24 protein-coding genes are annotated in these 23,104 nt (G+C 70.2%); 12 read left to right on the forward strand and 12 right to left on the reverse strand.

The window, feature by feature from the left end:
* Nucleotides 1-205 precede the first annotated feature (205 nt).
* The gene (locus tag AB0H76_RS08795) at nucleotides 206-553 is read right to left on the reverse strand and encodes a cupin domain-containing protein (protein ID WP_357319388.1); all 348 of its coding nucleotides are present in this window, start codon (nucleotides 551-553) and stop codon (nucleotides 206-208) included.
* A 63-nt stretch (nucleotides 554-616) separates the two neighbouring features.
* Between AB0H76_RS08795 and AB0H76_RS08800 the strand changes: the two genes are divergently transcribed.
* The gene (locus tag AB0H76_RS08800) at nucleotides 617-2,041 is read left to right on the forward strand and encodes a PLP-dependent aminotransferase family protein (protein ID WP_357319391.1); all 1,425 of its coding nucleotides are present in this window, start codon (nucleotides 617-619) and stop codon (nucleotides 2,039-2,041) included.
* 28 nt (nucleotides 2,042-2,069) lie between these two features.
* Here AB0H76_RS08800 and AB0H76_RS08805 read toward each other — a convergent pair whose 3' ends face one another.
* Complete coding sequence (locus AB0H76_RS08805; RefSeq protein WP_357319394.1) at nucleotides 2,070-2,687, reverse strand: TetR/AcrR family transcriptional regulator; 618 nt, start codon at nucleotides 2,685-2,687, stop codon at nucleotides 2,070-2,072.
* A gap of 49 nt (nucleotides 2,688-2,736) precedes the next feature.
* On the opposite strand from AB0H76_RS08805, the gene AB0H76_RS08810 reads away from it, so the two are divergent.
* The 4 genes from AB0H76_RS08810 (at nucleotide 2,737) to AB0H76_RS08825 (ending at nucleotide 5,046) form a co-directional block, all read left to right on the forward strand.
* Nucleotides 2,737-3,135: a nitroreductase/quinone reductase family protein gene (locus AB0H76_RS08810; protein ID WP_357319397.1), complete on the forward strand. Its 399-nt coding sequence runs from the start codon at nucleotides 2,737-2,739 to the stop codon at nucleotides 3,133-3,135.
* A gap of 82 nt (nucleotides 3,136-3,217) precedes the next feature.
* A complete protein-coding gene (locus AB0H76_RS08815; protein WP_357319400.1) occupies nucleotides 3,218-3,952 on the forward strand; it encodes a thioredoxin domain-containing protein in 735 nt (244 codons plus the stop codon).
* A 114-nt stretch (nucleotides 3,953-4,066) separates the two neighbouring features.
* Nucleotides 4,067-4,456 carry a hypothetical protein gene (locus AB0H76_RS08820; protein ID WP_357319402.1) on the forward strand — a complete coding sequence of 130 codons (390 nt, stop codon included), beginning with the start codon at nucleotides 4,067-4,069 and terminating at the stop codon, nucleotides 4,454-4,456.
* A complete protein-coding gene (locus tag AB0H76_RS08825) occupies nucleotides 4,453-5,046 on the forward strand; it encodes a DUF3558 domain-containing protein (RefSeq protein ID WP_357319405.1) in 594 nt (197 codons plus the stop codon). Before AB0H76_RS08820 ends, AB0H76_RS08825 begins: the two co-directional genes overlap by 4 nt.
* 14 nt (nucleotides 5,047-5,060) lie before the next feature.
* On the opposite strand, the gene AB0H76_RS08830 is transcribed toward AB0H76_RS08825, so the two are convergent.
* Entirely contained in the window at nucleotides 5,061-5,696 is a 636-nt protein-coding gene (locus AB0H76_RS08830; protein WP_357319408.1) for an NAD(P)H-binding protein, read from the reverse strand.
* Nucleotides 5,697-5,805: 109 nt separating this feature from the next.
* Between AB0H76_RS08830 and AB0H76_RS08835 the strand changes: the two genes are divergently transcribed.
* From AB0H76_RS08835 to AB0H76_RS08845, 3 genes are all read left to right on the forward strand, one after another.
* A complete protein-coding gene (locus tag AB0H76_RS08835) occupies nucleotides 5,806-6,300 on the forward strand; it encodes a MarR family transcriptional regulator (protein WP_357319411.1) in 495 nt (164 codons plus the stop codon).
* 84 nt (nucleotides 6,301-6,384) lie between these two features.
* Nucleotides 6,385-7,311 carry a TIGR03621 family F420-dependent LLM class oxidoreductase gene (locus AB0H76_RS08840; protein WP_357319414.1) on the forward strand — a complete coding sequence of 309 codons (927 nt, stop codon included), beginning with the start codon at nucleotides 6,385-6,387 and terminating at the stop codon, nucleotides 7,309-7,311.
* Nucleotides 7,312-7,443: 132 nt separating this feature from the next.
* Nucleotides 7,444-7,722, forward strand: coding sequence for a YggT family protein (locus AB0H76_RS08845; RefSeq protein ID WP_357319417.1), 279 nt, complete (start codon nucleotides 7,444-7,446; stop codon nucleotides 7,720-7,722).
* On the opposite strand, the gene AB0H76_RS08850 is transcribed toward AB0H76_RS08845, so the two are convergent.
* From AB0H76_RS08850 to AB0H76_RS08880, 7 genes are all read right to left on the reverse strand, one after another.
* Nucleotides 7,707-9,845, reverse strand: a complete 2,139-nt coding sequence (locus tag AB0H76_RS08850) for an MMPL family transporter (RefSeq protein ID WP_357319420.1) — start codon at nucleotides 9,843-9,845, stop codon at nucleotides 7,707-7,709. The genes AB0H76_RS08845 and AB0H76_RS08850 overlap by 16 nt on opposite strands.
* A 129-nt stretch (nucleotides 9,846-9,974) precedes the next feature.
* Complete coding sequence (locus AB0H76_RS08855) at nucleotides 9,975-11,150, reverse strand: peptide synthetase (protein ID WP_357319422.1); 1,176 nt, start codon at nucleotides 11,148-11,150, stop codon at nucleotides 9,975-9,977.
* Nucleotides 11,147-12,190 (reverse strand): NAD-dependent epimerase/dehydratase family protein, encoded by a 1,044-nt coding sequence (locus AB0H76_RS08860; protein ID WP_357319425.1) that lies wholly within the window; start codon nucleotides 12,188-12,190, stop codon nucleotides 11,147-11,149. The genes AB0H76_RS08855 and AB0H76_RS08860 overlap by 4 nt, the downstream gene beginning before the upstream one ends.
* Entirely contained in the window at nucleotides 12,187-12,453 is a 267-nt protein-coding gene (locus AB0H76_RS08865) for a hypothetical protein (protein ID WP_357319428.1), read from the reverse strand. Before AB0H76_RS08865 ends, AB0H76_RS08860 begins: the two co-directional genes overlap by 4 nt.
* Nucleotides 12,450-14,117, reverse strand: coding sequence for a fatty acid CoA ligase family protein (locus AB0H76_RS08870; RefSeq protein WP_357319430.1), 1,668 nt, complete (start codon nucleotides 14,115-14,117; stop codon nucleotides 12,450-12,452). Before AB0H76_RS08870 ends, AB0H76_RS08865 begins: the two co-directional genes overlap by 4 nt.
* Nucleotides 14,114-15,004 carry a hypothetical protein gene (locus tag AB0H76_RS08875; RefSeq protein WP_357319433.1) on the reverse strand — a complete coding sequence of 297 codons (891 nt, stop codon included), beginning with the start codon at nucleotides 15,002-15,004 and terminating at the stop codon, nucleotides 14,114-14,116. The genes AB0H76_RS08870 and AB0H76_RS08875 overlap by 4 nt, the downstream gene beginning before the upstream one ends.
* Nucleotides 15,005-15,014: 10 nt before the next feature.
* The gene (locus AB0H76_RS08880; protein ID WP_357319436.1) at nucleotides 15,015-16,064 is read right to left on the reverse strand and encodes a 3-oxoacyl-[acyl-carrier-protein] synthase III C-terminal domain-containing protein; all 1,050 of its coding nucleotides are present in this window, start codon (nucleotides 16,062-16,064) and stop codon (nucleotides 15,015-15,017) included.
* 516 nt (nucleotides 16,065-16,580) lie between these two features.
* Between AB0H76_RS08880 and AB0H76_RS08885 the strand changes: the two genes are divergently transcribed.
* The 4 genes from AB0H76_RS08885 to AB0H76_RS08900 all read left to right on the forward strand — a co-directional run bounded on the left by AB0H76_RS08885 (nucleotide 16,581) and on the right by AB0H76_RS08900 (nucleotide 21,278).
* On the forward strand, nucleotides 16,581-17,234 hold the full coding sequence (locus tag AB0H76_RS08885) for a TetR family transcriptional regulator (RefSeq protein ID WP_357319439.1): 654 nt from the start codon (nucleotides 16,581-16,583) through the stop codon (nucleotides 17,232-17,234).
* Nucleotides 17,231-18,784: an FAD-dependent monooxygenase gene (locus AB0H76_RS08890; RefSeq protein ID WP_357319442.1), complete on the forward strand. Its 1,554-nt coding sequence runs from the start codon at nucleotides 17,231-17,233 to the stop codon at nucleotides 18,782-18,784. The genes AB0H76_RS08885 and AB0H76_RS08890 overlap by 4 nt, the downstream gene beginning before the upstream one ends.
* A 75-nt stretch (nucleotides 18,785-18,859) precedes the next feature.
* A complete protein-coding gene (locus AB0H76_RS08895; protein ID WP_357319445.1) occupies nucleotides 18,860-20,353 on the forward strand; it encodes an NAD(P)/FAD-dependent oxidoreductase in 1,494 nt (497 codons plus the stop codon).
* A 97-nt stretch (nucleotides 20,354-20,450) separates the two neighbouring features.
* Entirely contained in the window at nucleotides 20,451-21,278 is an 828-nt protein-coding gene (locus AB0H76_RS08900; RefSeq protein ID WP_357319448.1) for an SDR family NAD(P)-dependent oxidoreductase, read from the forward strand.
* Here the strand turns inward: AB0H76_RS08900 and AB0H76_RS08905 are convergent.
* The gene (locus AB0H76_RS08905; RefSeq protein ID WP_357319450.1) at nucleotides 21,262-22,080 is read right to left on the reverse strand and encodes a putative protein N(5)-glutamine methyltransferase; all 819 of its coding nucleotides are present in this window, start codon (nucleotides 22,078-22,080) and stop codon (nucleotides 21,262-21,264) included. The genes AB0H76_RS08900 and AB0H76_RS08905 overlap by 17 nt on opposite strands.
* Nucleotides 22,081-22,199: 119 nt before the next feature.
* Complete coding sequence (locus AB0H76_RS08910; protein ID WP_357319453.1) at nucleotides 22,200-23,072, reverse strand: YdcF family protein; 873 nt, start codon at nucleotides 23,070-23,072, stop codon at nucleotides 22,200-22,202.
* Nucleotides 23,073-23,104: the final 32 nt, after the last annotated feature.

Below are 23,104 nucleotides of genomic sequence, written 5' to 3' on the forward strand. Positions count from 1 at the left end.
GTTCCCGCGGTACGGGAGGTAACACCGACACCGACACCTGAACCCTCCGATCCCTGCGCGCTGCGACCCTCGCCCAGCGGGCTGGTCGGGTGTATCGCGGCGGAGGGGCCGAATTCGAGCCGCTACACCTGTGTCGGGGTGTGCTCCGGGCGATTGGAGAATCAAGATAGCGCTTAGGTTGCCGATGACCGGGTATTCACTCCGGTCAGTCGGCGTGCCGGGGGTTTCCATACTGTTCGGTTTCCGGACGTTCGACGAGCAGCACGTGGGCCGGAGCCTCGGCCACCGGGCGGTGCCGCAGGCCCTTCGGGACAACGAAGACGTCGCCCGCGGCGAGCACGACCGGAGGCCGATTCTCCAGCTCCAGGCGAAAAGTGCCGTCCCAGCAGAGGAAAAGTTCGTCCTCGTCGTGGTGGTGCCACGGAAACGCGCCCGCCAAGCGGGCGACGCGCAGCACGGTGTCGTTGACCAGCGCCAGTTCGTGCTGCTGGAAGGGGCCCGGGAGGCCGGCGATCGCGTCGGCAATGGAAGTGGCCCTGGTGTTTTCGCTCATGGAGCAATCTTCTGGCGGTCCGGGTGACGGGCACAGAGCCAATCCGGCAGAATTGGTTTGGATATGGAGCCAATTGATGTGCCGGAGCGGCTCGGCCGCTGGTCCTCGGGTCGTGGGCCGCTGTATGTACTGCTGGCGGGCCGGTTACGGCAGCTGATCGACGACGGCGAACTGCCGCCGGGTACGCCGCTGCCGCCCGACCGGCAGTTCGCGACGCACCTCGCGGTCGGGCGCAGCACCGTGGTCGCCGCCTACGACCTGCTCGAGACCGAGGGCCGGATCGTGCGCCGCCGGGGGAGCGGCACGCGGGTCGCCGGTGCCGCCGCGGCGGCGCATCCGCACACCACCGGCGCACCCATGTTCCTGCATCTGCTGGAGCCGTGGCCCGAGGTGATCTCCCTGGCCTGTGCCGCACCGGATGCCCCGCCGCCGGAGATCGCGCGGGCCTACGCCCGGATCGTGCCCGAGCTGGCGGCGATGACCGCCGAAATCGGTTACCACCCGGCCGGTTATCCGCCGCTGCGGGTCGCGCTCGCCGAGCGCTACACCCGCCTCGGCGCGCCGACCCGGCCCGAGCAGATCCTCGTCACCAACGGCGGCCAGCAGGCGCTGACCCTGCTCGCCCGCGCGCAGCTGCGCCCGGGCGACCGCGTCCTGCTCGAAAGCCCCACCTACCCCGGCGCCTTGGAAGCGTTCCAGGAGGCGTCCGCGGTCCTGCACCCGCTGCCGCTCGGACTGACCGGCTTCGAGGCCGCCGTGCGCCGGCACCCCGTGCGGCTCGCCTACCTCACCCCGACCTTCCAGAACCCCACCGGCGCGGTACTTTCCAGGCTGGTCCGGCGGCGCGTCGCGGAGGCGGCCGAGGCCGCGGGGGTGCCGCTCCTCGTCGACGAGGTACTGGCCGATCTCGCCTTTCCGGGCGAACCCACGCCGCCGCCGACCGCCGCCGACGTCGACTCCGTGCTCACCGTCAGCTCGCTCAGCAAGAACCTGTGGGGCGGACTGCGCGTCGGCTGGATCCGCGCCGACCCGGCCCTGATCGCGCGGCTGGCCCGGCTGCGCGCGGTCGGCGATCTCGGCGGGAACCTGCCCGCCCAGATGGCCGCCACCCATCTGGTCGCCGAGCTCGACACGCTGGTCCGGGTGCACGCGGCCGAGCGGAAAGCCGGGCACGACAAGCTGATCGCGGAGCTGGCCGCGCAGCTCCCGGACTGGGACGTCGCGCCGGTCCGCGGTGGTCAGTCACTGTGGATCCGCCTCCCGCACGGCGACGGCGGTTCCTTCGCCCAAACCGCTCTGCGCCACGACATCGCCATTCTCGCGGGGAGCGGCCTGGACATCACCGGTGCCGGTACCGACCGCATCCGCCTGCATTTCCGTCATCCACCAGAGGTGTTGTCCGAGGCCGTCGCTCGCCTGGCGGCTGCTTGGCAGGCCTATCGACCACCCGCTCGCAGTGCCGTGACCGCACCGGCGTTCGCCATGTGAGAGAAGCGGAAAGCAGTGCCGGGCAATGCTATTGCCGCCGGCCAGTCGTCTGGTCTGACCCACGCCGCAGCTGGGTTTCCAGTGCGGCCGCGAGTTCCGCGGCGGCTCCGGGCTCTAACCCGCTGGGCCGGAACAGGAGTCGGTACCACAGCACGCCGAAGGCCTGCTCCACGACGAGATCGAGGGGGACCCCGGACCCGATCTCGCCGCGGGTCCGGCTGCGTTCGAGCAGCTCGCCCAGGGCGGCGCGGCGTTGCGCCAGAAAGCCCGCCAGCGACTCGGCCAGGCCCGAATCCTGCTGGGCGGCAAGGGCGACGGCGATGAGCGCCCGGCGGTTCGATTCGGCGCCCGCCGCTTCGAAGGTCTCGCTCAGGAAGGCGGTCAGGTCCGCGCGCAGGGTCCCGGTGTCCGGCATCGCGACCGCCTGCCGCGCGTTGTGGATCAGCGCGTCCAGCAGGACCGCGTCCTTGGTGGACCACCAGCGATAGATGGTCTGGCGGCCGACGCCGGCGTGTGCGGCGAGGCGATCGATGGTGACGCCCGCGGCGCCGTGCTCGGCGAGCAGTTCGGTGGCGGCGCCGAGGATCGCGGCGCGCGCCGCCTCGTTGCGGCGGGAACCGGTGTGGGTTCGGCGAGTCGTCGGCATGGCACCAGAATAGCTTGACGAGACTAACAGTCTCGACAACACTCGAAAGATGGCTACTGCACCGAAATCCTGGCGACTGCGCTTCGACCATTTCTTCCACCGGCGGCTGGCGAATCCGATCACCACCCGGATGCCGGACCAGATCCTGCTGGAGACTCGCGGCCGGAAAACCGGTCAGCCGCGGCAGACCCCGGTCGGCGGCCGCATCGAGGGCGGGCACTTCTGGATGGTGTCCAATCACGGCGCGCACTCCGACTATGTGCGCAATATCGCGGCCGACCCCGCGGTGCGTGTCCGGGTCGACGGGGCCTGGCACAGCGGCGTCGCCCATCCGCTGCCCGACGACGATGCCCTGGCGCGGCTGAAGACATTGCCGCGGATGAACAGCGCCATGGTGCGCGCGCTCGGCACCGACTTGCTCACCGTGCGCATCGATCTCGCCGACTGAAGGCCGGTCACCAGGGCATCCGGCGGCGGCGATTAGGGTGGCTGGCGAGTTCTTCGGCTAGGGAAAGTGATGGAGCGTGACGGTGAATCCCAACCCGGGTGCCTTTGGTCGACCGCAGCGGAACGACCGCAAGATCCGGGTCCAGCTGCTGGTGGCCGCGGTGCTGGTCGCGGTGATCGCGGTGGTCGGCGCGGTGCTGGTGTTCAGCAAGACCGGGCAGGCCGACGACGTCGTCGCCGGGCAGGCGCTGGGCGTGACGCCGCAGCACGCGGGCGCGGACGGTGCGGTGCGCGTCGGTGCTCCGGACGCGAAGGTCGTCGTGCGGCTGGTCGCCGATCTGCAGTGCCCGGCCTGCCAGGCGTTCGAGAAGTACAACGGCGCGGTCCTCGAAGACGCCGTGGCCAAAGGTGAGGCGGCGGTCGAGTACAGCATCATCACCTTCCTGGACCGGGCCTCGGCCGACCAGTACTCCTCGCGGGCGGGCAATGCCGCCTACTGCGTCGCCAACACCGGTGTCGGCAACTATCAGCGGTGGCTGGCCACGATGTTCCAGCGCCAGCCGCGCGAAGGCGGCGCGGGCCTGCCCGACAGCACGCTGATCGACATCGCCGGCGCGGCCGGCTACACCGATCCCTCGGTGGCGCAGTGCATCACCGAGCGCACCTACGACACCTTCCTGCGCCAGAAGACCCAGGAGGTCTTCGCGACCGGCGTGAACTCCACCCCGACCGTTCTGGTCAACGGCATCCAGCTCGCCAACCGCGACCTTGCCACCGAAGGCTTCCTGGCCGGCGCCATCGCCGCCGCCGGCCGCTGACGCCCCGCCCCTTCCGCCGCACCGGAATTCGTCCGGAATTCCCGCCCGAGGGAACCTGTGCGAGTGCCCGTGCGTCTCTATGATCAAGCGGAACCAGCGGAAGGGGCGTGCACGGTGGCCACAGAGAGCCCGTTCGGGGCATACATCGAGGACGCGAAGACGGGGGCGTTGGCGGTTCGGATGGAACCGCAGGTGTTCCTCGATATCGACAAGGCCTGCCAGCAGTTGATCGATGAGCTGTCGATCGTCCAGCTGGACGCCCGCACCCTGGGGGAAAAGCCGTATTGGGGCCTCGGTGAGGACAACGCGCGCCTCTGGTCGGCGGTCGAACTGGTGAAGTTCTTCCGGGAGAAGGCTTTCGGCGGCCCGAACAACGCCTACGACACGATCGGTGAGTATGTCACCGTCGCCGGTGAACTCCAGGCGCTGTTCAAAACGATCTGCGCGACCTATGAGCGGACCGATGAAGACTTCGCCCGCCGGATTCGCGAGCTGCGCGTATGAGCATCGTGGTCCACACCGCCACGGCTGGTCGCCTCGTCGCGGCGGCGGCCGCTGTCACAATGCTCGCCGCGTGCGGCGGTGGCGACGGTGACGGCCCCGCCGCCACCTCCACCGGCGCGCAGCCGACCTCGGGCGCACCGACGTCCGTGGCGACGAGCACGCCGAACACCGCCACCGCCTTCGACCCGTGCACCGCGTTGACCTCCGATTTCCTGGCACAGCACCAGTGGGACGCACGGAAACCGGAGCCCAGGCAGACCGATGCCGGCACCGCGACCGCCAAGGGCTGCGTCTATCTCGCGCGTGCGCGCTACACCTTCGGCATCGAGACGACGTCGGCGACTCTCGGCCAGGTCCGCGAAAAGTTCCCCGCCGCGGCCGATCTCACCATCGGCAACCGCAAAGCTCTGCGCTACGAGGCCCGCCCCGACGTCCCCGGCGGCTGCACCGTCAACATCGAGCTGAAATCCGGCTCCCTCTCGATCCTCGTCGACGACCCGCGCGGCACCCATCCGCGCAAACTCGCGCCCTGCGACAACGCCCAGGAGATCGCCGCGGCGGTGGCGCCGCTACTGCCCGCCGGGAGCTGAGCCCGAAGTCCTGTTCACGCCGCGGCGACGGTGAAGCGGGTCTGGCGGTGGGCGGGGCGTTCGGCCTCGTCGAGCAGGGCTACGGCGAAGTCCTCCATGGAGATGGTGGAGATGCCCGCGGCATCGGTGAGCAGTTCGTCGCGGCCCAGGCGGTAGGAGCCGGTGCGGTGGCCGGGAATCAGTTCGGCGGGTGGGCTCAGATAGGTCCAGTCGATGCTGGTGTCGGCGCGCACCAGGGCCAGCTGCGCGGAGCAGGCCTGCGCGATGGGGCGCAGAAAGGCGGGGAAGTCCGGGGTTTCGTGCAGGGTGGCGCCGCCCGGCACCGTCAGCGTGGCCGCGCCACCGACGACCAGTAGGCGGGTGCCGGTGGGGGCGACACCGGACAGCATCGCCGCGGTGACGTGCACCAGTTCCGCTTCCGAACCGGCCGGCGGGCGGGTGGCGGTGATGACGAGATCCTGTCCGGCGCTGAGCCGTTCGACATCGGCGGCCACGGCGGCGTCGCCGACGGCGAGCGTGGCCCCGGTGGGGACCGCGGCCGCGCGGGCCGGGTCCCGGACCACGGCGGTGACCTCGTGGCCGCGGGTCAGGGCCTCGGCGACGACCCGGCTGCCGACCTCGCCCGCTGCTCCGAACACTGTGATGCGCATGGGATTTCCTCTCGAACCTGATTGCTTAGCTCTAAGGAACATAGTTTAGGGCTAAGAAAAATCCCGCTATGAGATAGCTCACCGCTGAGGTATTCGCTACGCTGCTGAGGTGACCGATCATGTCGACCGGGTGCTCGAACAGTGGGCAACCCAGCGCCCCGACCTGGACGTCTCGCCGATGGCGGTGCTGGGCCGCCTGAGCAGGCTGAGCCAGTTCACCGGGGCCGAGCTGCGCAAAACCTTTGCCGCACACGGCTTGGACGGCGCGTCCTTCGACGTGCTCGCGACCCTGCGCCGCAGTGATCCGCCGCACCGCCTCACCCCGACCGAGCTGATGCACTCGGCCATGGTCACCTCCGGCGCGATCACTCAGCGCCTGGATCGTCTGGAAGAACGCGGCCTGGTCACCCGCTCCCGCAGCGCCTCCGACGGCCGCGGCATCCAGGTGACTCTCACCGCGGCGGGCCGCGCCCTGGTCGACGAGGCCCTGCCCGACCACGTCGCCACCGAGGAGCGCCTGCTGGCCCCGCTGACCCCCGCGCAGCGCGCCCGGCTGGCCGCCACTCTGCGCACCCTGCTCGAATCCTTCGGCGACACCGCCTGAATCGGCGCGGCTTCGCCGAGAGCAGAACCCCGGCCGCCCCGCTGCCGCACGAACTACCGTGTGCCGCAACGGAAGGAGCCTGCCATGGCCGTACCGACATTCGCGATCCAGAACACCTTGGCCCGGGTCGAATCATGGACCGAGTTCGTCCGGGACTGTGAGCGCGACGGTTTCGACACCCTGTTGGTGCCGGATCATCCGGGCGCCTGCGCCGCGCCGTTCGCGTCGCTGGCCGCCGCCGCGGCGGTGACGCAGCGCATCCGCCTGGGCACCAATGTGATCAACGGCGGATTCTGGGAGCCGCTGCCGCTGGCCGTGGAGGCGGCCACCCTCGATCTACTGTCGGCGGGCCGCTGCGACCTCGGTGTCGGGGCGGGCCACAACCCGTTCGAATGGTCCATGCAGGGGCGCGAACGTCCCGGCCCGGGCGCGCGGATCGCGCGGATGATCGAGCTGACCGACCTCACCCGCCGGCTGCTGGCGGGGGAAACGCTCTCGGTCGCGGGCGAGCACTTCACGCTCAGCGCCGCGGTCCTGGACAGCCCGCGGCCGGTGCAGGAGCGGATGCCGCTGCGCGTCGGCGGCAACAACCCGCGCCTGCTGCGCTATGCCGCCGCCACCGCCGACATCATCGACTTCTCCGGGCTCGGGCGGACCCTCGCCGACGGCCGCGATCACGAAACCCGCTGGCAGGTGGCCCAGGTCGACGAGCAGGTGGAAACGGTCCGCACGGCGGCCGAGGCGGCGGGCCGGGCCCCGGAATTCGAGGCGCTCGTGCAGTACCTGGAGATCACCGACGACGCCGAGGCGGCGGCCGCCCGCCTGGCCGAGGAGGTGACCGGCGCCACCGCGCGGGACCTGCTGGACGCGCCGTACGTCCTGCTCGGCACCGTGGCGGAGCTGTGCGCGGAGCTGCTCGGACATCAGAAGCGCTGGGGCTTCACCAAGTTCGTCATCCGGGGTGCGCACCGGGCGGAGGCGGCGCGGGTGCTGGCCGCGCTGCGGGGCTGAAATGATCCCATTCCAATACCGGGATCGGCCCTGATCACTGCTTATGGTGAGGGGCGCGACCGGAACTTTCGGACTGGTCGTTCGCGTTGAGCCGGTAAGACGCCATAGCGGCGATCCCTAAGGAGTGCACCAATGGCCTTCCTCGGTACCCTGCTCGGTTTCGTGACCACCGTGTTCATCGTCCTGCTCATCGCGCGGATGGTGCTGGACTGGGTCATGATCCTCGCGGATCGGCCGCAGTGGGCGGAAAAGCCCCGTCAGCTCGTCACCACGCTGACCGAACCCGTGCTCGCGCCGGTCCGCAAGATCATTCCGCCGATCCGCTTCGGCGGCACCGGCATCGACCTGGCGTTCACGGTGGTCTTCATCCTGGCGCTGATCCTGCGCACGTTCTTCTACAGCTGGGGCTGAGCGGGCTCGCGGTCCGCGGTCTCGACGACCGTCACCGCGTGCCCCCGCCGCCGCCCGGGCAGCCACCAGTTCGCCGGGCCCATCAGCTGGACCAGCGCCGGGACCAGCAGCATCCGCACCAGCGTCGCGTCCAGCACCAGCGCGGTGATCATGCCGACCCCGATGAATCGCATCGGCGTGAGCGGTGAGAGCGTGAACGCCCCGGTGACGAACACCAGCAGTACCGCCGCCGCGGTGATCACCCGCGCGGTCTTGATCGTGCCGACCCGGACCGACTCGGCGGTGTCCGCACCGGCCTGATGCGCCTCGGACATCCGCGACAGCAGGAACACCTCGTAGTCGGTGGACAGCCCGAAGATCACGGCGATGATCAGCACCATCATCCCCGCGTCGATCGGGCCCGGGGCGATGCCGAGGACACCGCCGAGATGCCCCTGGTTGAAGATCCAGGTCAGCACGCCGAAGGTGGCGGCCAGGCTGAGGAACGCCATGGCGACGGCCTTGAGCGGCAACACGATCGACCGGAACGCCACCAGCAGCAACAACACCGTGGCCAGCACCATGGTCGCGATCATGAACGGCATCCGGGACATGATGGCGTCGATCCCGTCGCGGGCCGCGCCGGTGTCGCCGCCCACCCGGATCGTGGTGCCCGCGGGCGGCGTGACCTCGCGCAGGGCCGTGACCGTGTCCTGCGCGGCCGGGCTGCGATCACCCGCGTCGAGGAAGGCGTGCAGCACCACGAAGTCGCCGGTGCGCCCGACCTGGGCCACCGAACTCACCCCGGGGACCGCGTCCAGGTCGCGGATCGCGGCGGCCAGCTGCGCCGACTGGGGCACCGCCCCGTCCACACCCTGCAAGACCGCGGTGGCTCCGGTCTTCGCGCCGGGGAATTCGGCGCTGAGCTCGTCCACCGTTTGGCGCATGCTGTTGTCCGCGGGCAGCGCGCGGTGGTCGATCTCGCCGAGCTGGATGTCGAGCACCGGCGCGGCCAGCAGCAGCAGGATCGCGCCGACCGCCAGGGCCACCGTGGCGGGCCGGCGCAGCACCGCGTCCACCACCCGGCCCCAGAACCGCTCGGTGCGGTCCTGACGGGCCACCTTCTTCGGCTTCGGACGCCCGATCCGCTCGCCGAACAGCGCCAGCAGCGCCGGCAGCACGGTCAGCGACAGCAGCGCGGCCAGGGCGACCGCGGCGATGGCGCCGAACCCGAGCGAGCGCAGCACGGCCTGCGGGTAGACGAACATGCCCGCGAACGCGCAGATCAGCAGCAGTGCCGAGAACGCGACGGTGCGGCCCGCGGTGGCGCAGGTGCGCTGGATCGCGGCGGGCACGTCGCGGCCCTCGGCGATCTCCTCCCGGAACCGGTTGACCAGGAACAGGCCGTAGTCGATGGCCATGCCGAGCCCGAGCAGCGAGGCGATGTTCACCGCGAAGGTGCTCACCTCGGTGTATTCGGTGAGCACCCGGATCGCGCCCATCGATCCGGCCACCGCGAGCAATCCGACCACCACCGGCAGCGCGGCGGCGACCACGCCGCCGAACACCAGGACCAGGATCAGCAGGGTGATCGGCAGCGAAATCGATTCCGCGACAACCAGATCGCGCTGGGACTGGGTGGTGATCTCGGTGGACACCGCGCTGTAGCCCGACATGCGGGTGTCGACGCCCGGAACGCGCAGCGCCGCTTCCAGTTCCGGATAGGCGGCCAGGCGGGCGCTCTCGTCGCCCGCGGTGAACACCACCGCGATCGCCTGCTTGCCGTCGGCCGACCGCAGGAACGCCTTGCGCCCCGGCATGCTGTTCCAGTAACTCTCCACCGGCTTGGCCAGCAGCGTCGAGTCGATCTGGCCCAGCCGGGCCTGTACCTCGGGGCCGATGTCGTCGACCGTCTTGCCCTCCGGCGCGGTGTAGAGCGCGATCAGGTCGGCGTTCTGCGGCCCGAAGTGCGCACTGACCAGCTGCTCGACCTGCGTGGATTCGCTGTGCGGGTCGATGAAGCCGCCCGCGCTGAGATTCTTCGAGGCGCCCGCGCCGTAGAGCCCGAACAGCCCGATGCCGGCGACGACGATCGCCAGCACCAGCTTGGGACGGGCGATGAGCAGGCGCGCCCAGGCGGTCATCGGGCACCGCCCGCGCGGGAGCTGCGGACGTCGGACGCGATCGTGGTGCTCAAGTGTGCCTCTGCTGCGGTCTGGCGGAATCGAACTCGTCGATTCTGTCGGGGCGGCGCTGGTGTCCGGGACAGGGGGTCAGGGCTTGGCGGGAAGTTCCTGCTCGAGGGTCCGCACGAGGCGATCCAGCAGGGCCTCCAGCCGGTCCTCGATGCCGGCGCCGTTGCGCGCCGAGACGGTGAGTTCGGTGCGCCCGTCGAACTCCATCAACCCGAACAGCAGCGGCATGGCGACGCTGTGCTGGGGCAGGGTGTAGATCGAGGTCGGGGTGAAGCCGGGGACGGCCAGCTCCGCGTGGGTGAAGCGGCCCATGTGCGAGACGGTGGCCGAGGCCAGGTTGCGGCCGCGGTCGGCGCCCATCTTGTTGAGCGAGCGCAGCAGCGCGCGGTTGGCGGCGTCGGGGACCATGGTGAGCCGGGTCGCGGCCATCTGGTTCAGTTCCCGCCGCTCGGTGAGCCCGGTCTTGATCTGCTCCTTCACCGCGGTCCACGCCATGCCCGGCTCGACCTCGAGGAACAGCGGCAGCGCCAGGTTCGCGGTGGAGCGCAGCGCCGGATCGTGGCGGCGCAGGTCGACCGGCATCATGATCCGCGAGGTGCCCGTGGTCTGCTCGGCCAGCAGCGCGGCGACCCGGGCGACCGCGCCGGCACCGGTGGCGTGAATGGTGCGGCGGCGCAGCAGATGTCGCGGCGCGTCCCGGTCCTGCCGCCCGTGGCCGACCGCGGTGCGGAAGGTCGGCACCATCGCCGCCGGAAGGCCCGGCGCGCCGATCCGGCGCACCAGTTCGGCGTCGGCGATCGGATCGGCCAGCTCGGCCGGCTCCTCACCGCGCAGCACCCGCAGCACGCTGGTGGCGAACAGCACCATGCCCATGCCGTCCATCACGCCGTGGAAGACGCGGAACACCAGCGTCGTCGGCGCGCCGGTGAGCAGCAGCACCTCGACGGTCGAATCCGGGGACGGGCCGATCGGGCTGGTCAGCACCGGGTCGGTCTCGATCGCCGGATAGGCGGTGGTGTGTCCCGCCACCACCCGTACGGCGGGCGCGACGCCGCTGTCGACCCACTCCTTGCCGCGGCGGGCCAGCCGCGCGCCCGGACAGGCCTGGGCGGCGACGTGCACCGCCTGCCGCAACTGCTCGGCGTCGATCGCGCCGTCGCCCGTGATCACCAACTGCATGAGGAACGGCGGGGCCATATCGCGCATCGGGAAGTACATGCGCTCGGTGGGGGAGATCGGCCGGCGGAAGGTCATCGCACATCCTTGGTGAGTTCGACTACGCCGCCCTGGGTTTCGAGCCAGGCCAGGAAGCCTTCCAGCCCGGTCGACCGGTCCACGATCGGCCGGTAGCCGAAATCGCGTGTGGCGGCGGAGGTGTCGTAGGTGGCGCTGCGGGTCATCAGCGCGACCGCGTAGCGCGACAGCGGCGGCGACCAGCGGGTGGCGAGGAACGGTATGCGCCAGAGGATCTCGAGCACGGCGACGATGGCGTGCAGCACGCGCGGGTTCGGCTGCCGGGTCGGCGGTGCGTAGCCGAGCCGCGTGGCGACCTCGCCGAGGAAGCGCCAGACATTGGTCCGCTCGGTGTCGGCGATGAAATAGGCCTTGCCGCCCACCGCGTCCGAGCCCGCGGCCTCGACGCAGGCCTCGACGACATTGTCGACGTGGCACAGCGAGGCGTAGATGTCGCGGCCGTAGGACAGGTCGGGCAGTTTGCCCTCGGCGGTGCGGCTGAGCAGGCGCACGATCGGCCCGGACCGGTCGCCCGCACCCCAGATCGCCCGCGGGCGCAGCGCGCAGGTGCGGAATTCCGGGGTGTCGGCGGCCAGTACGGCGCGTTCGGCCGCGGCCTTGGTCTCGGAGTACAGGTTCAGGTATCGGCGCGGATAGGGCACCGACTCGTCCACGTCGAGCTGATCGCCGCCGTCGTAGTCCATCATCGCGCTGGGGCTGGAGATGAAGACGAAACGGGACGCGCCGTTGCGGCGCGCCGACTCGAGCAGCCGCTCGGTCGCGGTGACGTTCTCCGCCCAGAACTGCTCGCGGGTGCCGCGCTCGTCGACCCGGGCGGCACTGTGGAACACCACGTCGATGCCGCTGGTCGCCGCGATCAGCGACTCGGGATCGCCGAGATCGCCGTACACCGGCCGCACCTGGTCCCGGGCCGCGCCCAGATCGGCCAGGTTGCTGGTGCGCCGCACCAGGATCGACACCTCGTGCTCGCCGTCGGCGACGAGGCGGCGCACCAGCGCGCCGCCCAGGAAGCCGGACGCGCCGGTCACCAGTACCTTCATCGCGGGTCTCCGTTCGTGCGCCAGTAGGTGAGTCCGAAGATCTGGGTCAGGACCGCGGTTTTCACCGGATCCCGGCCCCCGGTAGCCCGCAGTGCCGCCGGGATCTGGGCGGCGTGCACGACGACGCTCAGGAACGCGTCGATCCACCAGATCGCCCGCAGGAAACGGTTTTCCGGTGCGTGCCCGGCCAGCGCGGCGAACAGGCCGCCGAGCAGATAGAGCCAGCCCAGGATCGGAATCGCTTGCAGTGCGTTCGTTTTCACAGGTCTTGCACCTGCTTGGCCGCCCAGATCGCGAGCTGTTCACGGCCGATCTTGGCGTTGTGCCGGATATCGACCGGGAAACCGGGATGCACGAGGAAGTGCTCGATCGGCGCGGTGAGGTCGAATTCGGTGGCGCGCGTGAGCAATGCGCCGATGACCGCGCCCTGATCCGCGCCTGCCTCCAGCTCCACGCACAGCACCGGCTTTTGCTCGCCGGGCTTACCCACCCCGACCAGGGCGGTGCGGGCGACGCCGGGCAGCGGGTTGAAGATCTGCTCCACCTGCACCGTGAACATCGGCCCGTCCGCGGTCCGCACACGCTGACTCTTGCGTCCGCAGAACCAGATTCGGCCCTGCTCGTCGATCCAGGCGAGGTCGCCGGTGCGGTGCCAGGTCACGGCGCCGTCGGCGATCTTGCCGGCGGCGTTGGCGTGCTCGGGCCAGTAGTAGTGGGTGCTCACGTTCGGGCCGGACACGACCAGTTCGCCGATCCCGCGCGCCTGCACCAGGCCGCCGGCCACCGATTCCGTGTCCGCCCAGGCCGGAATCGGGTCGTCGGTGATGCCGATCAGCCGGGCCTGGACCCGGTCCGAGGGCCGCCCGATGCAGGTGCCGTCGCCGCGGTGCGCCCGCTCGACCAGACCGTCGAGCAGTTCCCGGGATTCGATGGTGGACATCGGCAGCGCCTCGGTGGAGCCGTACCCGGCGAACACCTGCGCGTCCGCCCGCAGCACCGCGCGCAGCCCGGCGACACACCAATCCGGCACCGGCGCACCGCCGGAGAAGATGCTGCCGAGCGTGTCCAGCTCGGCCGGGGCCGACTCCAGGTGGCGCAGCAGTGGAATCAGCAAGGCCGGGGAGGCGAACATGGTCCGCACCCCGAACCGCTGGATCGCGTCGACCACGTGGGCGGGATCGGTGGAGCCGACCTTGCTCGGGATCAACGGCGGGAGCACGCACCGCGATCCGAGCAGCAGATCGAGAATTCCGACCAGCGGCAAGGTGATCAGCGAGGTGTCCGGCGCGACCTCGCCGCGTGCGGTGTGCACCTGCTCCACCATGGCGGCCAGATTGCCGTGCGTCAGTTCCACCGCCTTCGCCGGACCGGTGCTGCCCGTGGTGAACCCGATGACCAGCACGTCGGCCGGGTCACCCGGGACACGCTCGGGCAGCGCGCCGTCCGGTGTCCGGCCCCAGCTCGCCAGCGTCGGCCCGCCCCAGAACCAGCGCTTGCCGACGGTGACCGCGGTGCGGACGCGCCGGAAGCTGCGCGGGAACAGCACCCGCAGCGCGTGCGCGGGCGGGATCCCGATGAACGCCTCGGCCTCGACCGCGCGCAGGCAGTGCACCATCCGGCGCACCCCCATGCCCGGATCGATGACGACCGGCACCGCGCCGATCTTCAACAGCGCGAACAGGATCGCGTACAGCTCCGGACTCGGCAGCACCAGCACGATGGTGCGGGTGCCGCTCGCCACACCGGATGCCGTGAGCCGCTCGGCGAGCGTGTCCGACCACGCGTCCAGCTCGCGATAGGTGAGCTCGCGGTAGGCGGGCAGCCCGGCCGAATCGGTCCCGTCCGGGTAGATCACGGCCGACCGAGCCGGTTCCGCACGCGCGAACGCCCGGAACCGATCGATGGCCTGCCAGTAGGTCGCCGTCATGCGGGCAGCTGGTACAGCACGGCGGCCGCCGACGGTCCGGCGCCGGCGGCGACGAACAGCACCCGGGTGAACCCGCCGAGGGTGCCCTCGGTCACGGCGCGGTCGTAGGCCAGCGGCAGGGCCGCGGTGTGCGGGTCCCCGTCGGACAGATCCGGGGTGCGGACCGCGTCCTGGTCGATACCCAGGGCGTCGGCGAGCAGCTTCGGGAATTCCGGCGTGGGCGTGGAGGCGATCAGCGCCAGACCGGAGAGGTCCTGATCGGCGAGTGCCGCCAGCGCCGCCTCCAGGGCGACGCCGAGCAGCCGATCGGCGAAATCGGGCTCCCGCTCGACGGTCATCAGGCCGCGCCCGACGGTGCCCATGGTGGCGGTGTCGACGTAGGACTGCACCGCCGGGGTGCCCGGCGCCGTCGCGGTGTGCACCCGGCCGAAGCCCTCGGCATCCGCGGTGCGCTCCAGCAGCAGCGCGGCACCCGCGGTGGCATAGGGGAATTCGGCGTCGGCCGCGGACCGCGCCAGCGAGGGATGGGTGTCCCCGGAGACGATCAGCACGTGCTCGACCCCGCCGGTCTCCAGCACCGAGCTCGCGACCTGCACCGCGTTCAGCACGCCGATCGCGCCGTTCATCAGGTCGAAGGAGAACGTCCGCGCGTCGTCCTTGGAGTGATAGTCCAGGCCGATGCCCGCGGCCTTCTGGATCAGCGCCGAGACGGCGGGCTCCACGGTGTTGGAATCGCGGAAGACGCCCGCGTTGATCAGCACGCCCACCTGCTCGGGCTGGATTCCGGCCTGCGCCAAGCTGTTTCGCGCGGCCAGGCCGCTGTGCTCGACGATGCTGTTGGTGCCGGCGCCCCGGCTGGTTCCGGTGGCTTTGATACGCACGCCCATGGCAGAGACCTCAGACCTTCAGCGACGAGATGGTGGTGGACAGGAAGCCGGCGACGACGCCGGAGGCCGCGGGGACCATCAGCAGTTTCGAACCCGCCGCGATGTTCTGATCACCGAGCTGATCGTGCAGCACGATGAAATGCGAAGTGGTGGAGGTATTTCCGTATTTGTGGATGACGTTCAGATCCGGCGGCATCGCGGCGCCGAACTCGCGCGCGGCGATGGCGTTGGCATAGGGCACGGCCGCGGCGCCGAACTGGTGATGAATGATGTAGTCGAAATTCTCCTGCGCGAAGGTGGATTCGCGCTGCTCCAAGAACGAGCGCTGCGCGTCCGGCCACAGCATGAACCGCGCCTCGTTGTGCATTTTGCGATTGTCGGTGTAAAGCGCGACGCCCGGCGTCTTGTCGCTGGGCATGCCCAGGCACAGGTGCGAATGCTCCGCGGCGGTCAGCAACTCGATGTAGTGGATCTTGTCGGCGTCGTCGACGGCCTCGTCGAGCACCACCGCGCAGCCCGAGTCACCCACCGACAGCGACGCGAATTGCAGATCGTATTTCTCCGAAATCTCCTCGACCGCGGTTTCGGCGATCGGAGTAATGGCTTCACCGCTGACCACGAGGCCGTTGCGTACCACACCGGAGCGAATCATCCGGTCCAGAATGTAGGTACCGGTGAGCATGCCCGCGCAGGCATTGGAAACATCGAAGGTAATGGCCTTGGTGGCGCCGAGCTGCTTTCCGATGAAGGAGGCGAAGGACGGCTCCATGTACATCCGGGTGGCATCTTTGCTGCGCGTGATCGAGGTCGAAATGATCACGTCGAGTTCCGCTGCGCCATAGCGAGACCTGGACAAACAGTCGTCGGCGGCCTTGAGTGCCAGGGTGAGGGAATCTTCGTAGCTCTCCGGGCGGGTGTCGTGCACGCGCCGCTCTTTGATTCCGGTGATCTTTTCCAGATCGAATGCGGGCGTCTCTTTGAGCCGCGAGATCAGCTCGTCGGTCGAGACGATATTCGAAGGCAGATAGGCGCCGATGGATTCGAATCGAGAATGCGACACGTAAGCTCCTGGAATTCGCTGACGGATTTGACCGGCGGATCGTCGGTGATCATCGGCGGGCGGAACATTACCCGAGAGTAACAATGGGCGGGTAGGTGAAAGATCGGGCGCATCCGCCGCCGATGACGCCCTGGAAAAGTATCTGTGTCGTGAAGTGTCAGAAACTGGTGATCGCAGGGCTATGTGATCTCACGAGCGGTGTGCGCCCCGAAGTGTGCCGGTGCCACCGGCTTTCGGTGTCGATCCCGGGCCGCCCGCGCCGCCTTCGAAGGTAGCGGGTTACCGATCGGCAATTGATAGCCCAGGTGGTTTCACATGCGGAATCGTGAGCCACTTCATTGGCTCGATGTGAGTGACTTCACGCTGAAGTCGCTCGTTCAGGGGTCTTGCGATCCGCTGTCGAATTCTCCGAACCCTGCACGCGCGGAAGGGGTTCCGGACATTTAAGACACCTGGCCCGATTCCTGCCGAATCGGCAAAATTGCCGAATGGGCAAGATTCCGTATGCTGAGACCCATGGACGTGGAGGGTCTCGGACTACGGGAACGCAAGAAGCGCGCGACCCGGCTCGCGCTGAGCGCAGCCACTATTCAGCTCAGCGTCGAGCGCGGCTGGTCGAACGTGACGGTCGAGGACATCGCGGCGGCCGCGGACGTCTCGGTGCGGACTTTTCGCAACTACTTCGCCGGCAAAGGCGAGGCCGTGGCCTACCGGCAGCTGGAACGGATGCGGCAGGTCGCCGAGGAACTACGCGCCCGCCCCGCGAAAGAGCCGCTGTGGACCGCGATCTCGGCCGCGGTGCGGGAGCGTTTCCCGCTCGGGCACGACCTGAGCGAGCACGGCGGGCACGGCTCGGCGCAGCGGGAACGCCGGTGGGTCGACGGCGTGCGCCGCATGCTGGCCGAGCCTGCGGTGCAGGCCGCGCTGCTGGCGGTGCACACCCGCGCGCAGCAGGAGCTGGCCGCCGCCGTCGCGGCCCGCACCGGCACCGACGCCGAGCGCGACCTCTACCCCAAACTCGTTGCCGCCGCGGTCGGTACGGCCACGGCGGTGGCGATCGAACACAGTCAGGCGGCGGATCCACCGCTGCCGTTGCCGCCGCTGCTGACCGAAGCCCTGGATCGGCTCGCGGCGGGCCTGCCGGAACCGGCGCCACGGAGGAACTCATGATCGACGTCATCATCGCGGGCGCGGGCCCGTGCGGGCTGCTGCTGGCCTGCGAACTGGGTGCGGCCGGAATCCGGCCGCTGGTGCTGGAAAGCCTGCCCGAACCCAGCGCCGAACCGAAGGCCAACGGGCTGGTGGGGCAGGTGGTTCCGCTGCTGGACCGCCGCGGTCTCCACGAAGCCCTCAGCGGCAGTGCGGAACCGCCACGACCCAACAACTCCTACTTCATGTTCGCGGCCCTGCCACTGAATTTGAGTGTGCTGGAACAGAGTCCGCTCTATACCCTGCCGGTCCCGCAGCGCCGCCTGGTCGAAGTGCTCGAGCAGCGCGCCCGCGCGCTCGGCGCCGAGATCCGGCGCGGCACCGAAGTAGTCGGCCTCACCCAGCGCGAAGACGCTGTCACGGTGCGGGTCTCCGGCCCGGCGGGCACCGCGGAACTGCACGGCCGATACCTCGTCGGGGCCGACGGCAGCCACAGCGCGACCCGCAAGCTCACCGGAATCGATTTCCCCGGCGTCAGTTACGACCGCACCACCACCCGCACCGCGCACGCCACGGTGCCCGCCGACTGGGTGGACGCGACGACCGGCGCGCTGGTGGTGCCCGGCTACGGCAGCATCGCGCCGTTCCTCCCGCATCGCAACGATCGCGGCGGCGTCTCCTACGCGCCCTTCCCCGGGCATCCGCCGCTGGTCAGCACGACCGAGTGGGACCAGCCCGCCACCGCCGAACCGATGCGCCTGGACGAGTTGCGGGCCAGCCTGGCCCGCGTGCTCGCGGTCGAGGTGCCACTGGGTCCGCCGCCGGGGGCGGGACCGCACGTGCTGCGGCGGCTCACCGGCGGCAATACCCGGGTGGCCGAACGCTTCCGGAGCGGCCGGGTCTTCCTGGTCGGCGACGCGGCGCACGTGTTCGCCGCCGGCGGCGGCCCGGGACTCAATGTGGGGCTGCAGGATTCGCTCAATCTGGGCTGGAAGCTGGCCGCCGCGCTGGCCGGGCACGCACCCGGCGACCTGCTGGACACCTACGACCGCGAACGCCGCCACGCCGCCGAACGCACCCTGCTCTCGGCGCGCGCCCAATCCGCGCTGCTCGCACCCGGCGGTGACATCACGGCACTGCGCGAGGTGCTCGGCGAACTGCTGGCCGACGCGGCGACGGTGTGTCGCCTGGCCGAGTTGGTCGCCGGCTCCGACATCCACTACGACCGGGGCGATTCCGAGCATCCGCTGGTCGGGCGATGCGCACCGGACCTGGAGCTGGAGACGGCCGCCGGTCCGGTGCGGTTGAGTGAGCTGGCGCGTACGGCGCGCCCGCTGCTGCTCGACCTGACGGGGGACCCGGACCTGGCCGCCGTCGCCGCCGACTGGGACGACCGGGTCGACTACGTGGCGGCCCGGCCGCGCGGCGCCGCGCCCGCGAGCGCGCTGCTGCTGCGCCCGGACTCCTATATCGCCTGGGCCGCCCCGGATTCGGCCGCGCCCGAGACGCTGCGGGCGGCCCTGACCCGATGGTTCGGTATACCCGCCCGGCAGCCGCACCTGGCTCGATAGGCTGGAGGTATCGAGGCGGCGCCGCCGACGGCCCGCCGTGCCCGCGGCCGTGCCGCGCCGAGAGGATGACCAGCTATGACCACCGCGGACGAGCACGTCGACGTGCTCATCGTCGGGGCCGGACTGTCCGGCATCGGCGCGGCCTACCACCTGCAAGAGGCGTTCCCGGGCAAGAGCTACACCATCCTGGAGAGCCGGGAGAACCTCGGCGGCACCTGGGATCTGTTCCGCTACCCGGGCATTCGCTCCGACTCCGATATGTACACCCTGGGCTACCGCTTCAAGCCCTGGCTGGGGGACAAGGCGATCGCCGACGGGGACACCATTCTCGACTACCTGCGCGACACCGCCACCGAGAACGGCATCGATCGCCACATCCGGTACCGGCACACGGTGCGGCGCGCCGAGTGGTCCTCGGCCGAGAACCGGTGGACCGTGCGCGCCGAACACGGCGGCACCGGCGAAACCGTCACGCTCACCGCGAATTTCGTGGTTTCCTGCGCCGGCTACTACCGCTACGACGCGGGCTACACGCCGGAGTTCGCGGGCACCGAGACCTTCGGCGGCCGGATCGTGCACCCGCAGCACTGGCCGGGGGACCTCGAGGTCGAAGGCAAGCGGGTGCTGCTGATCGGCAGCGGCGCCACCGCCGTCACCCTGGGCCCGGCGCTCACCGAGCAGGGCGCGCACGTCACCATGCTGCAACGGTCGCCGAGCTACGTCATCTCGCTGCCCGCCACCGACGGGCTGGCGCTGCGGGCGCGAAAGTTCCTGCCGCCCAAGGCCGCCTACGCGGTGGCGCGGGCCAAGAACGTCACCCTGGCCACCACCGTGTTCCAGTACAGCCAGCGCTTCCCGAAGCGGATGCGCGCCCGGATCCGCGGGTGGCAGCAGCGCTGGCTGCCGCCCGGCTACGACATCGACACCCACTTCACGCCGCGCTACAACCCGTGGGATCAGCGCCTGTGCCTCTCGCCCGACGGTGACTTCTTCCGCGCCATCCGCAAGGGCAAACTCGATATCGTCACCGACACCGTCGAGACGTTCACCGAAACCGGGGTGCGGCTGGTCTCCGGGCAGCGCCTGGAGGCGGACATCGTCATCACCGCCACCGGGCTGAACCTGCAAGCCTTCGGCGGCGCGGAGCTGGTGGTCGACGGCGTGCCCGTGCGGATGGCCGAGCGGCTGGCCTACAAGGCGATGATGCTCTCCGACGTTCCGAATCTCGCGTTCGTGGTCGGCTACACCAACGCCTCCTGGACTTTGAAGGCCGACCTGGTCTCCGAGTATGTCGTGCGCCTGCTGCGGCACATGGACGAGCACGGTTACGACCGCTGCGTTCCGGTACACGACCCGTCGGTCGGCAAGGTGCCGCTGTTCGCGAACTTCATGCCCGGCTATGTCCTGCGGGCCGCGGCCCTGTTCCCGATGCAGGGCGATCGTGCGCCGTGGAAGCTGCGCATGAACTACTTCCGCGACCTGGTCGCGCTGCGGCACGGCTCGCTCACCGACAGCGCCATGCGCTTCGAGCGCGCCCGCGAGCGTGACTCGGTGCCCGCGCGAGGGTGAGGCGCACCGCCGGACCACGTTCCCCAAGTATCTGTAACCCTGCGTAACCTGGTACCCGCGTTCAGGGCGGACGCGGGTCGCACAGGGATAGGGACGCATGAAGCTGGAAACGGTCGCGGGCAAGAAGGTTCTCGTCACCGGCGCCGCCATGGGGCTGGGCAGGTTGTTCGCCGAACGCGCGATTCGCGAGGGCGCGACTGCGGTGGTGCTGTGGGACGTCAACGAGATCGCGTTGCAGGCCACCGCGGGTGAGCTGTCCGGTCGCGGCACGGCGGTGCACCACAACGTGGTCGACGTCGCCGACCGCGACGCGATCACCGCCGCGGCGGCCGCGGTGCGCGCCGAGGTCGGCGATATCGACATCCTGGTGAACAACGCGGGCATCGTGCGCGGCAACAGCTACTTCTGGGAAACCGAGAACCGCGCCGACATCGACAAGACCATGGCGATCAACGCGCTGGCGCCGATGTACATCACGCTGGAGTTCCTGCCCGCCATGGTCGCGGGCGCGGGCGCGGGCCGGGTGCTGACCATCGCGTCCTCGGCGGGCTTGGTCGCCAACCCTCGCATGAGCGTGTACGCCGCCTCGAAGTGGGCGGCGCTGGGCTGGTCGGATTCGGTGCGCCTGGAACTGGAACAGGCCGGCCACGACCACGTCCGGGTCACCACCGTCTGCCCGACCTACATCAACACCGGCATGTTCGACGGCGCCAAGGGTTTCTGGTTCACCCCGATCCTGGATCAGGACGAGGTCGTCGAAACCTCCTGGCGGGAAATGAAACAGGGCAATCCGCTGGTCATCCTGCCCTGGACCTCGCGGCTGAACAAGGCGCTGTCGGGCATCCTGCCGATCAAGCTGCGCGATGTCTTCCTCAGCACGGTCGGCGTCTACAACTCGATGGAGAAGTTCACCGGGCGGAAGTAACCCCGGGCCGGGTGCCGATGACGACGGTGGCGTAGTACTCCTCGGATCGGGCGACCCGGGCGCGCAGTCCGTGCTCGGTGAGGATCTCGGTGGCGGTCCGGGCCTGGGCCGCACCGGATTCCACCAGCAGATGACCCGCCGGGGCGAGCCAGTCCCGGGCGCCGGCCACTACCCGGCGGAAGATGTCGAGGCCGTCGGGGCCGCCGTCCAGGGCGGTGCGGGGTTCGTGGTCGCGGGCCTCGGCGGGCAGGCGGGCGATCAGCTCCGAGGGCACATACGGGGTGTTCGCGAGCAGGATATCGATGCGGCCGCGCAGCGCGGCGGGCAGCGGCGCGAACAGATCCCCCTGGTAGACCGGAGCATCCAGCGCGGCGAGATTGCGGCGCGCGCACTCGACCGCGGCCGGTTCGATGTCGGCGGCGGCCAGGGTCACCGAAATATCCTCGGCCGCCAGGATATTCGAGAAGGCCAGGCCCAGTGCCCCGGAGCCGCAGCACAGGTCGAGCGCGACCGGCGGCGCACCGCGGGTGCGGGCCAGGGCGACGGCCTCGTCGACGAGGAACTCGGTGCGCTGGCGCGGCACGAACACCCCGGGCGTGAGCCCGACTCGCACACCATGGAATTCGGCCCACCCGACCAGGTACTCGAGCGGCTCACCCGCGGTCCGCCGGGCGACCAGCACGTCCAGTTCGGCGCCGGTCGCCCCGGCGGCCTCGATCAGCAACCGCGCCTCGTCCTCGGCGAACACACATCCGGCCGCCCGTAACCGGGCGACCACATCCACACTGCTCGCTGCCGTCACCTGGCCATCCTGCCCTGTGCCGACGCCGGTCTGCCAGCACGAATCAGAGTGTCCGCACGACGAACGCGGCGCGGGATCCGTCCGGATCCCGCGCCGCGGCTGGAAATGACCGGGCCGTGCTACCGCGCGACGGTGAGCTGGAAGGTGCGGGTGGCGTCGAGATAGATACCGCGCTGGGCGTTGCGGGCCGGCGGCGGCAGCTGGGAGACGAGCTGCTCCATCGAGGTGGTCGCGCCCACCACACGCGTGCCCGCGACCATGAAGTCGGCGACCGCGCGGCGGATGTGATTGGGCGAGGTGACCACGACCGCGCTGTCGGCGCCCAGATCACGCAGCAAACGGGTACCGAACAGGGCGTTCTGCACCGTGGATCCCGCGCGGGTCTCGGTGTGGATGCGCTCGGGCGGCACGGCGCGGCCGAGCAGCCAGTTGCGCATGGCCTCGGCCTCGGTGATGCCGTTCTGCGGCGCCCCGCCGGTGACCACGATGGGGGAGAAGGGCGCGGCCAACGACTGGATCCAGGCCGCCGTGAGCCGGTTGACCAGCTCGGGCCGCAAGCCGCCGTCGGGCAGCAGGCCGTAGCCGAGCACGACGATGCCGGTGTTCGGGCCGACCAGTGCGGGCAGCGGGTTGGGCAGCGTGCCCGCCGCGGCGGCGACGGCGTTGATGACGCCCTGGGTGCCCGCGGCCATGCCGGGATCGAAGCCGTTGAGCCGGGCCATCGAATCGATCATGGCGGGTAGATCGTTGGCGTAGTGCGACCAGATCGCGTGCAGCGACAGCGCCTCGGCGTCGCCGGGATTCGCGTCGATGACCGCGCGCAGGTGCGCCCGGCCCGCGACGTCGTCACCGTCGGTGAACGCGCGCTGGGCGGAGTTGTAGAGGTCGTCGATGTCGGGGGCGGCCTGGGCGGGCGCGCCGGTCAAGCCGGAGAGGGAAGCGGCCGCGAACACGACGGCGGCGTAGGACTTCCAATGCCTCGAGATCTTCACTACAGGCGACACCTTTCCGCTGGTGCCGAGCG

This window comes from Nocardia sp. NPDC050712, from assembly GCF_040654295.1.
GTDB lineage: Bacteria > Actinomycetota > Actinomycetes > Mycobacteriales > Mycobacteriaceae > Nocardia.

What these genes read in the sequence shown, in the direction of transcription:
- AB0H76_RS08795 (WP_357319388.1), bottom strand. Translation starts at nt 553, where the DNA reads ATGAGCGAAAACACCAGGGCCACTTCCATTGCCGACGCGATCGCCGGC.
- AB0H76_RS08800 (WP_357319391.1), top strand. Translation starts at nt 617, where the DNA reads ATGGAGCCAATTGATGTGCCGGAGCGGCTCGGCCGCTGGTCCTCGGGT.
- AB0H76_RS08805 (WP_357319394.1), bottom strand. Translation starts at nt 2,687, where the DNA reads ATGCCGACGACTCGCCGAACCCACACCGGTTCCCGCCGCAACGAGGCG.
- AB0H76_RS08810 (WP_357319397.1), top strand. Translation starts at nt 2,737, where the DNA reads ATGGCTACTGCACCGAAATCCTGGCGACTGCGCTTCGACCATTTCTTC.
- AB0H76_RS08825 (WP_357319405.1), top strand. Translation starts at nt 4,453, where the DNA reads ATGAGCATCGTGGTCCACACCGCCACGGCTGGTCGCCTCGTCGCGGCG.
- AB0H76_RS08830 (WP_357319408.1), bottom strand. Translation starts at nt 5,696, where the DNA reads ATGCGCATCACAGTGTTCGGAGCAGCGGGCGAGGTCGGCAGCCGGGTC.
- AB0H76_RS08840 (WP_357319414.1), top strand. Translation starts at nt 6,385, where the DNA reads ATGGCCGTACCGACATTCGCGATCCAGAACACCTTGGCCCGGGTCGAA.
- AB0H76_RS08845 (WP_357319417.1), top strand. Translation starts at nt 7,444, where the DNA reads ATGGCCTTCCTCGGTACCCTGCTCGGTTTCGTGACCACCGTGTTCATC.
- AB0H76_RS08850 (WP_357319420.1), bottom strand. Translation starts at nt 9,845, where the DNA reads ATGACCGCCTGGGCGCGCCTGCTCATCGCCCGTCCCAAGCTGGTGCTG.
- AB0H76_RS08855 (WP_357319422.1), bottom strand. Translation starts at nt 11,150, where the DNA reads ATGACCTTCCGCCGGCCGATCTCCCCCACCGAGCGCATGTACTTCCCG.
- AB0H76_RS08860 (WP_357319425.1), bottom strand. Translation starts at nt 12,190, where the DNA reads ATGAAGGTACTGGTGACCGGCGCGTCCGGCTTCCTGGGCGGCGCGCTG.
- AB0H76_RS08870 (WP_357319430.1), bottom strand. Translation starts at nt 14,117, where the DNA reads ATGACGGCGACCTACTGGCAGGCCATCGATCGGTTCCGGGCGTTCGCG.
- AB0H76_RS08875 (WP_357319433.1), bottom strand. Translation starts at nt 15,004, where the DNA reads ATGGGCGTGCGTATCAAAGCCACCGGAACCAGCCGGGGCGCCGGCACC.
- AB0H76_RS08885 (WP_357319439.1), top strand. Translation starts at nt 16,581, where the DNA reads ATGGACGTGGAGGGTCTCGGACTACGGGAACGCAAGAAGCGCGCGACC.
- AB0H76_RS08890 (WP_357319442.1), top strand. Translation starts at nt 17,231, where the DNA reads ATGATCGACGTCATCATCGCGGGCGCGGGCCCGTGCGGGCTGCTGCTG.
- AB0H76_RS08895 (WP_357319445.1), top strand. Translation starts at nt 18,860, where the DNA reads ATGACCACCGCGGACGAGCACGTCGACGTGCTCATCGTCGGGGCCGGA.
- AB0H76_RS08900 (WP_357319448.1), top strand. Translation starts at nt 20,451, where the DNA reads ATGAAGCTGGAAACGGTCGCGGGCAAGAAGGTTCTCGTCACCGGCGCC.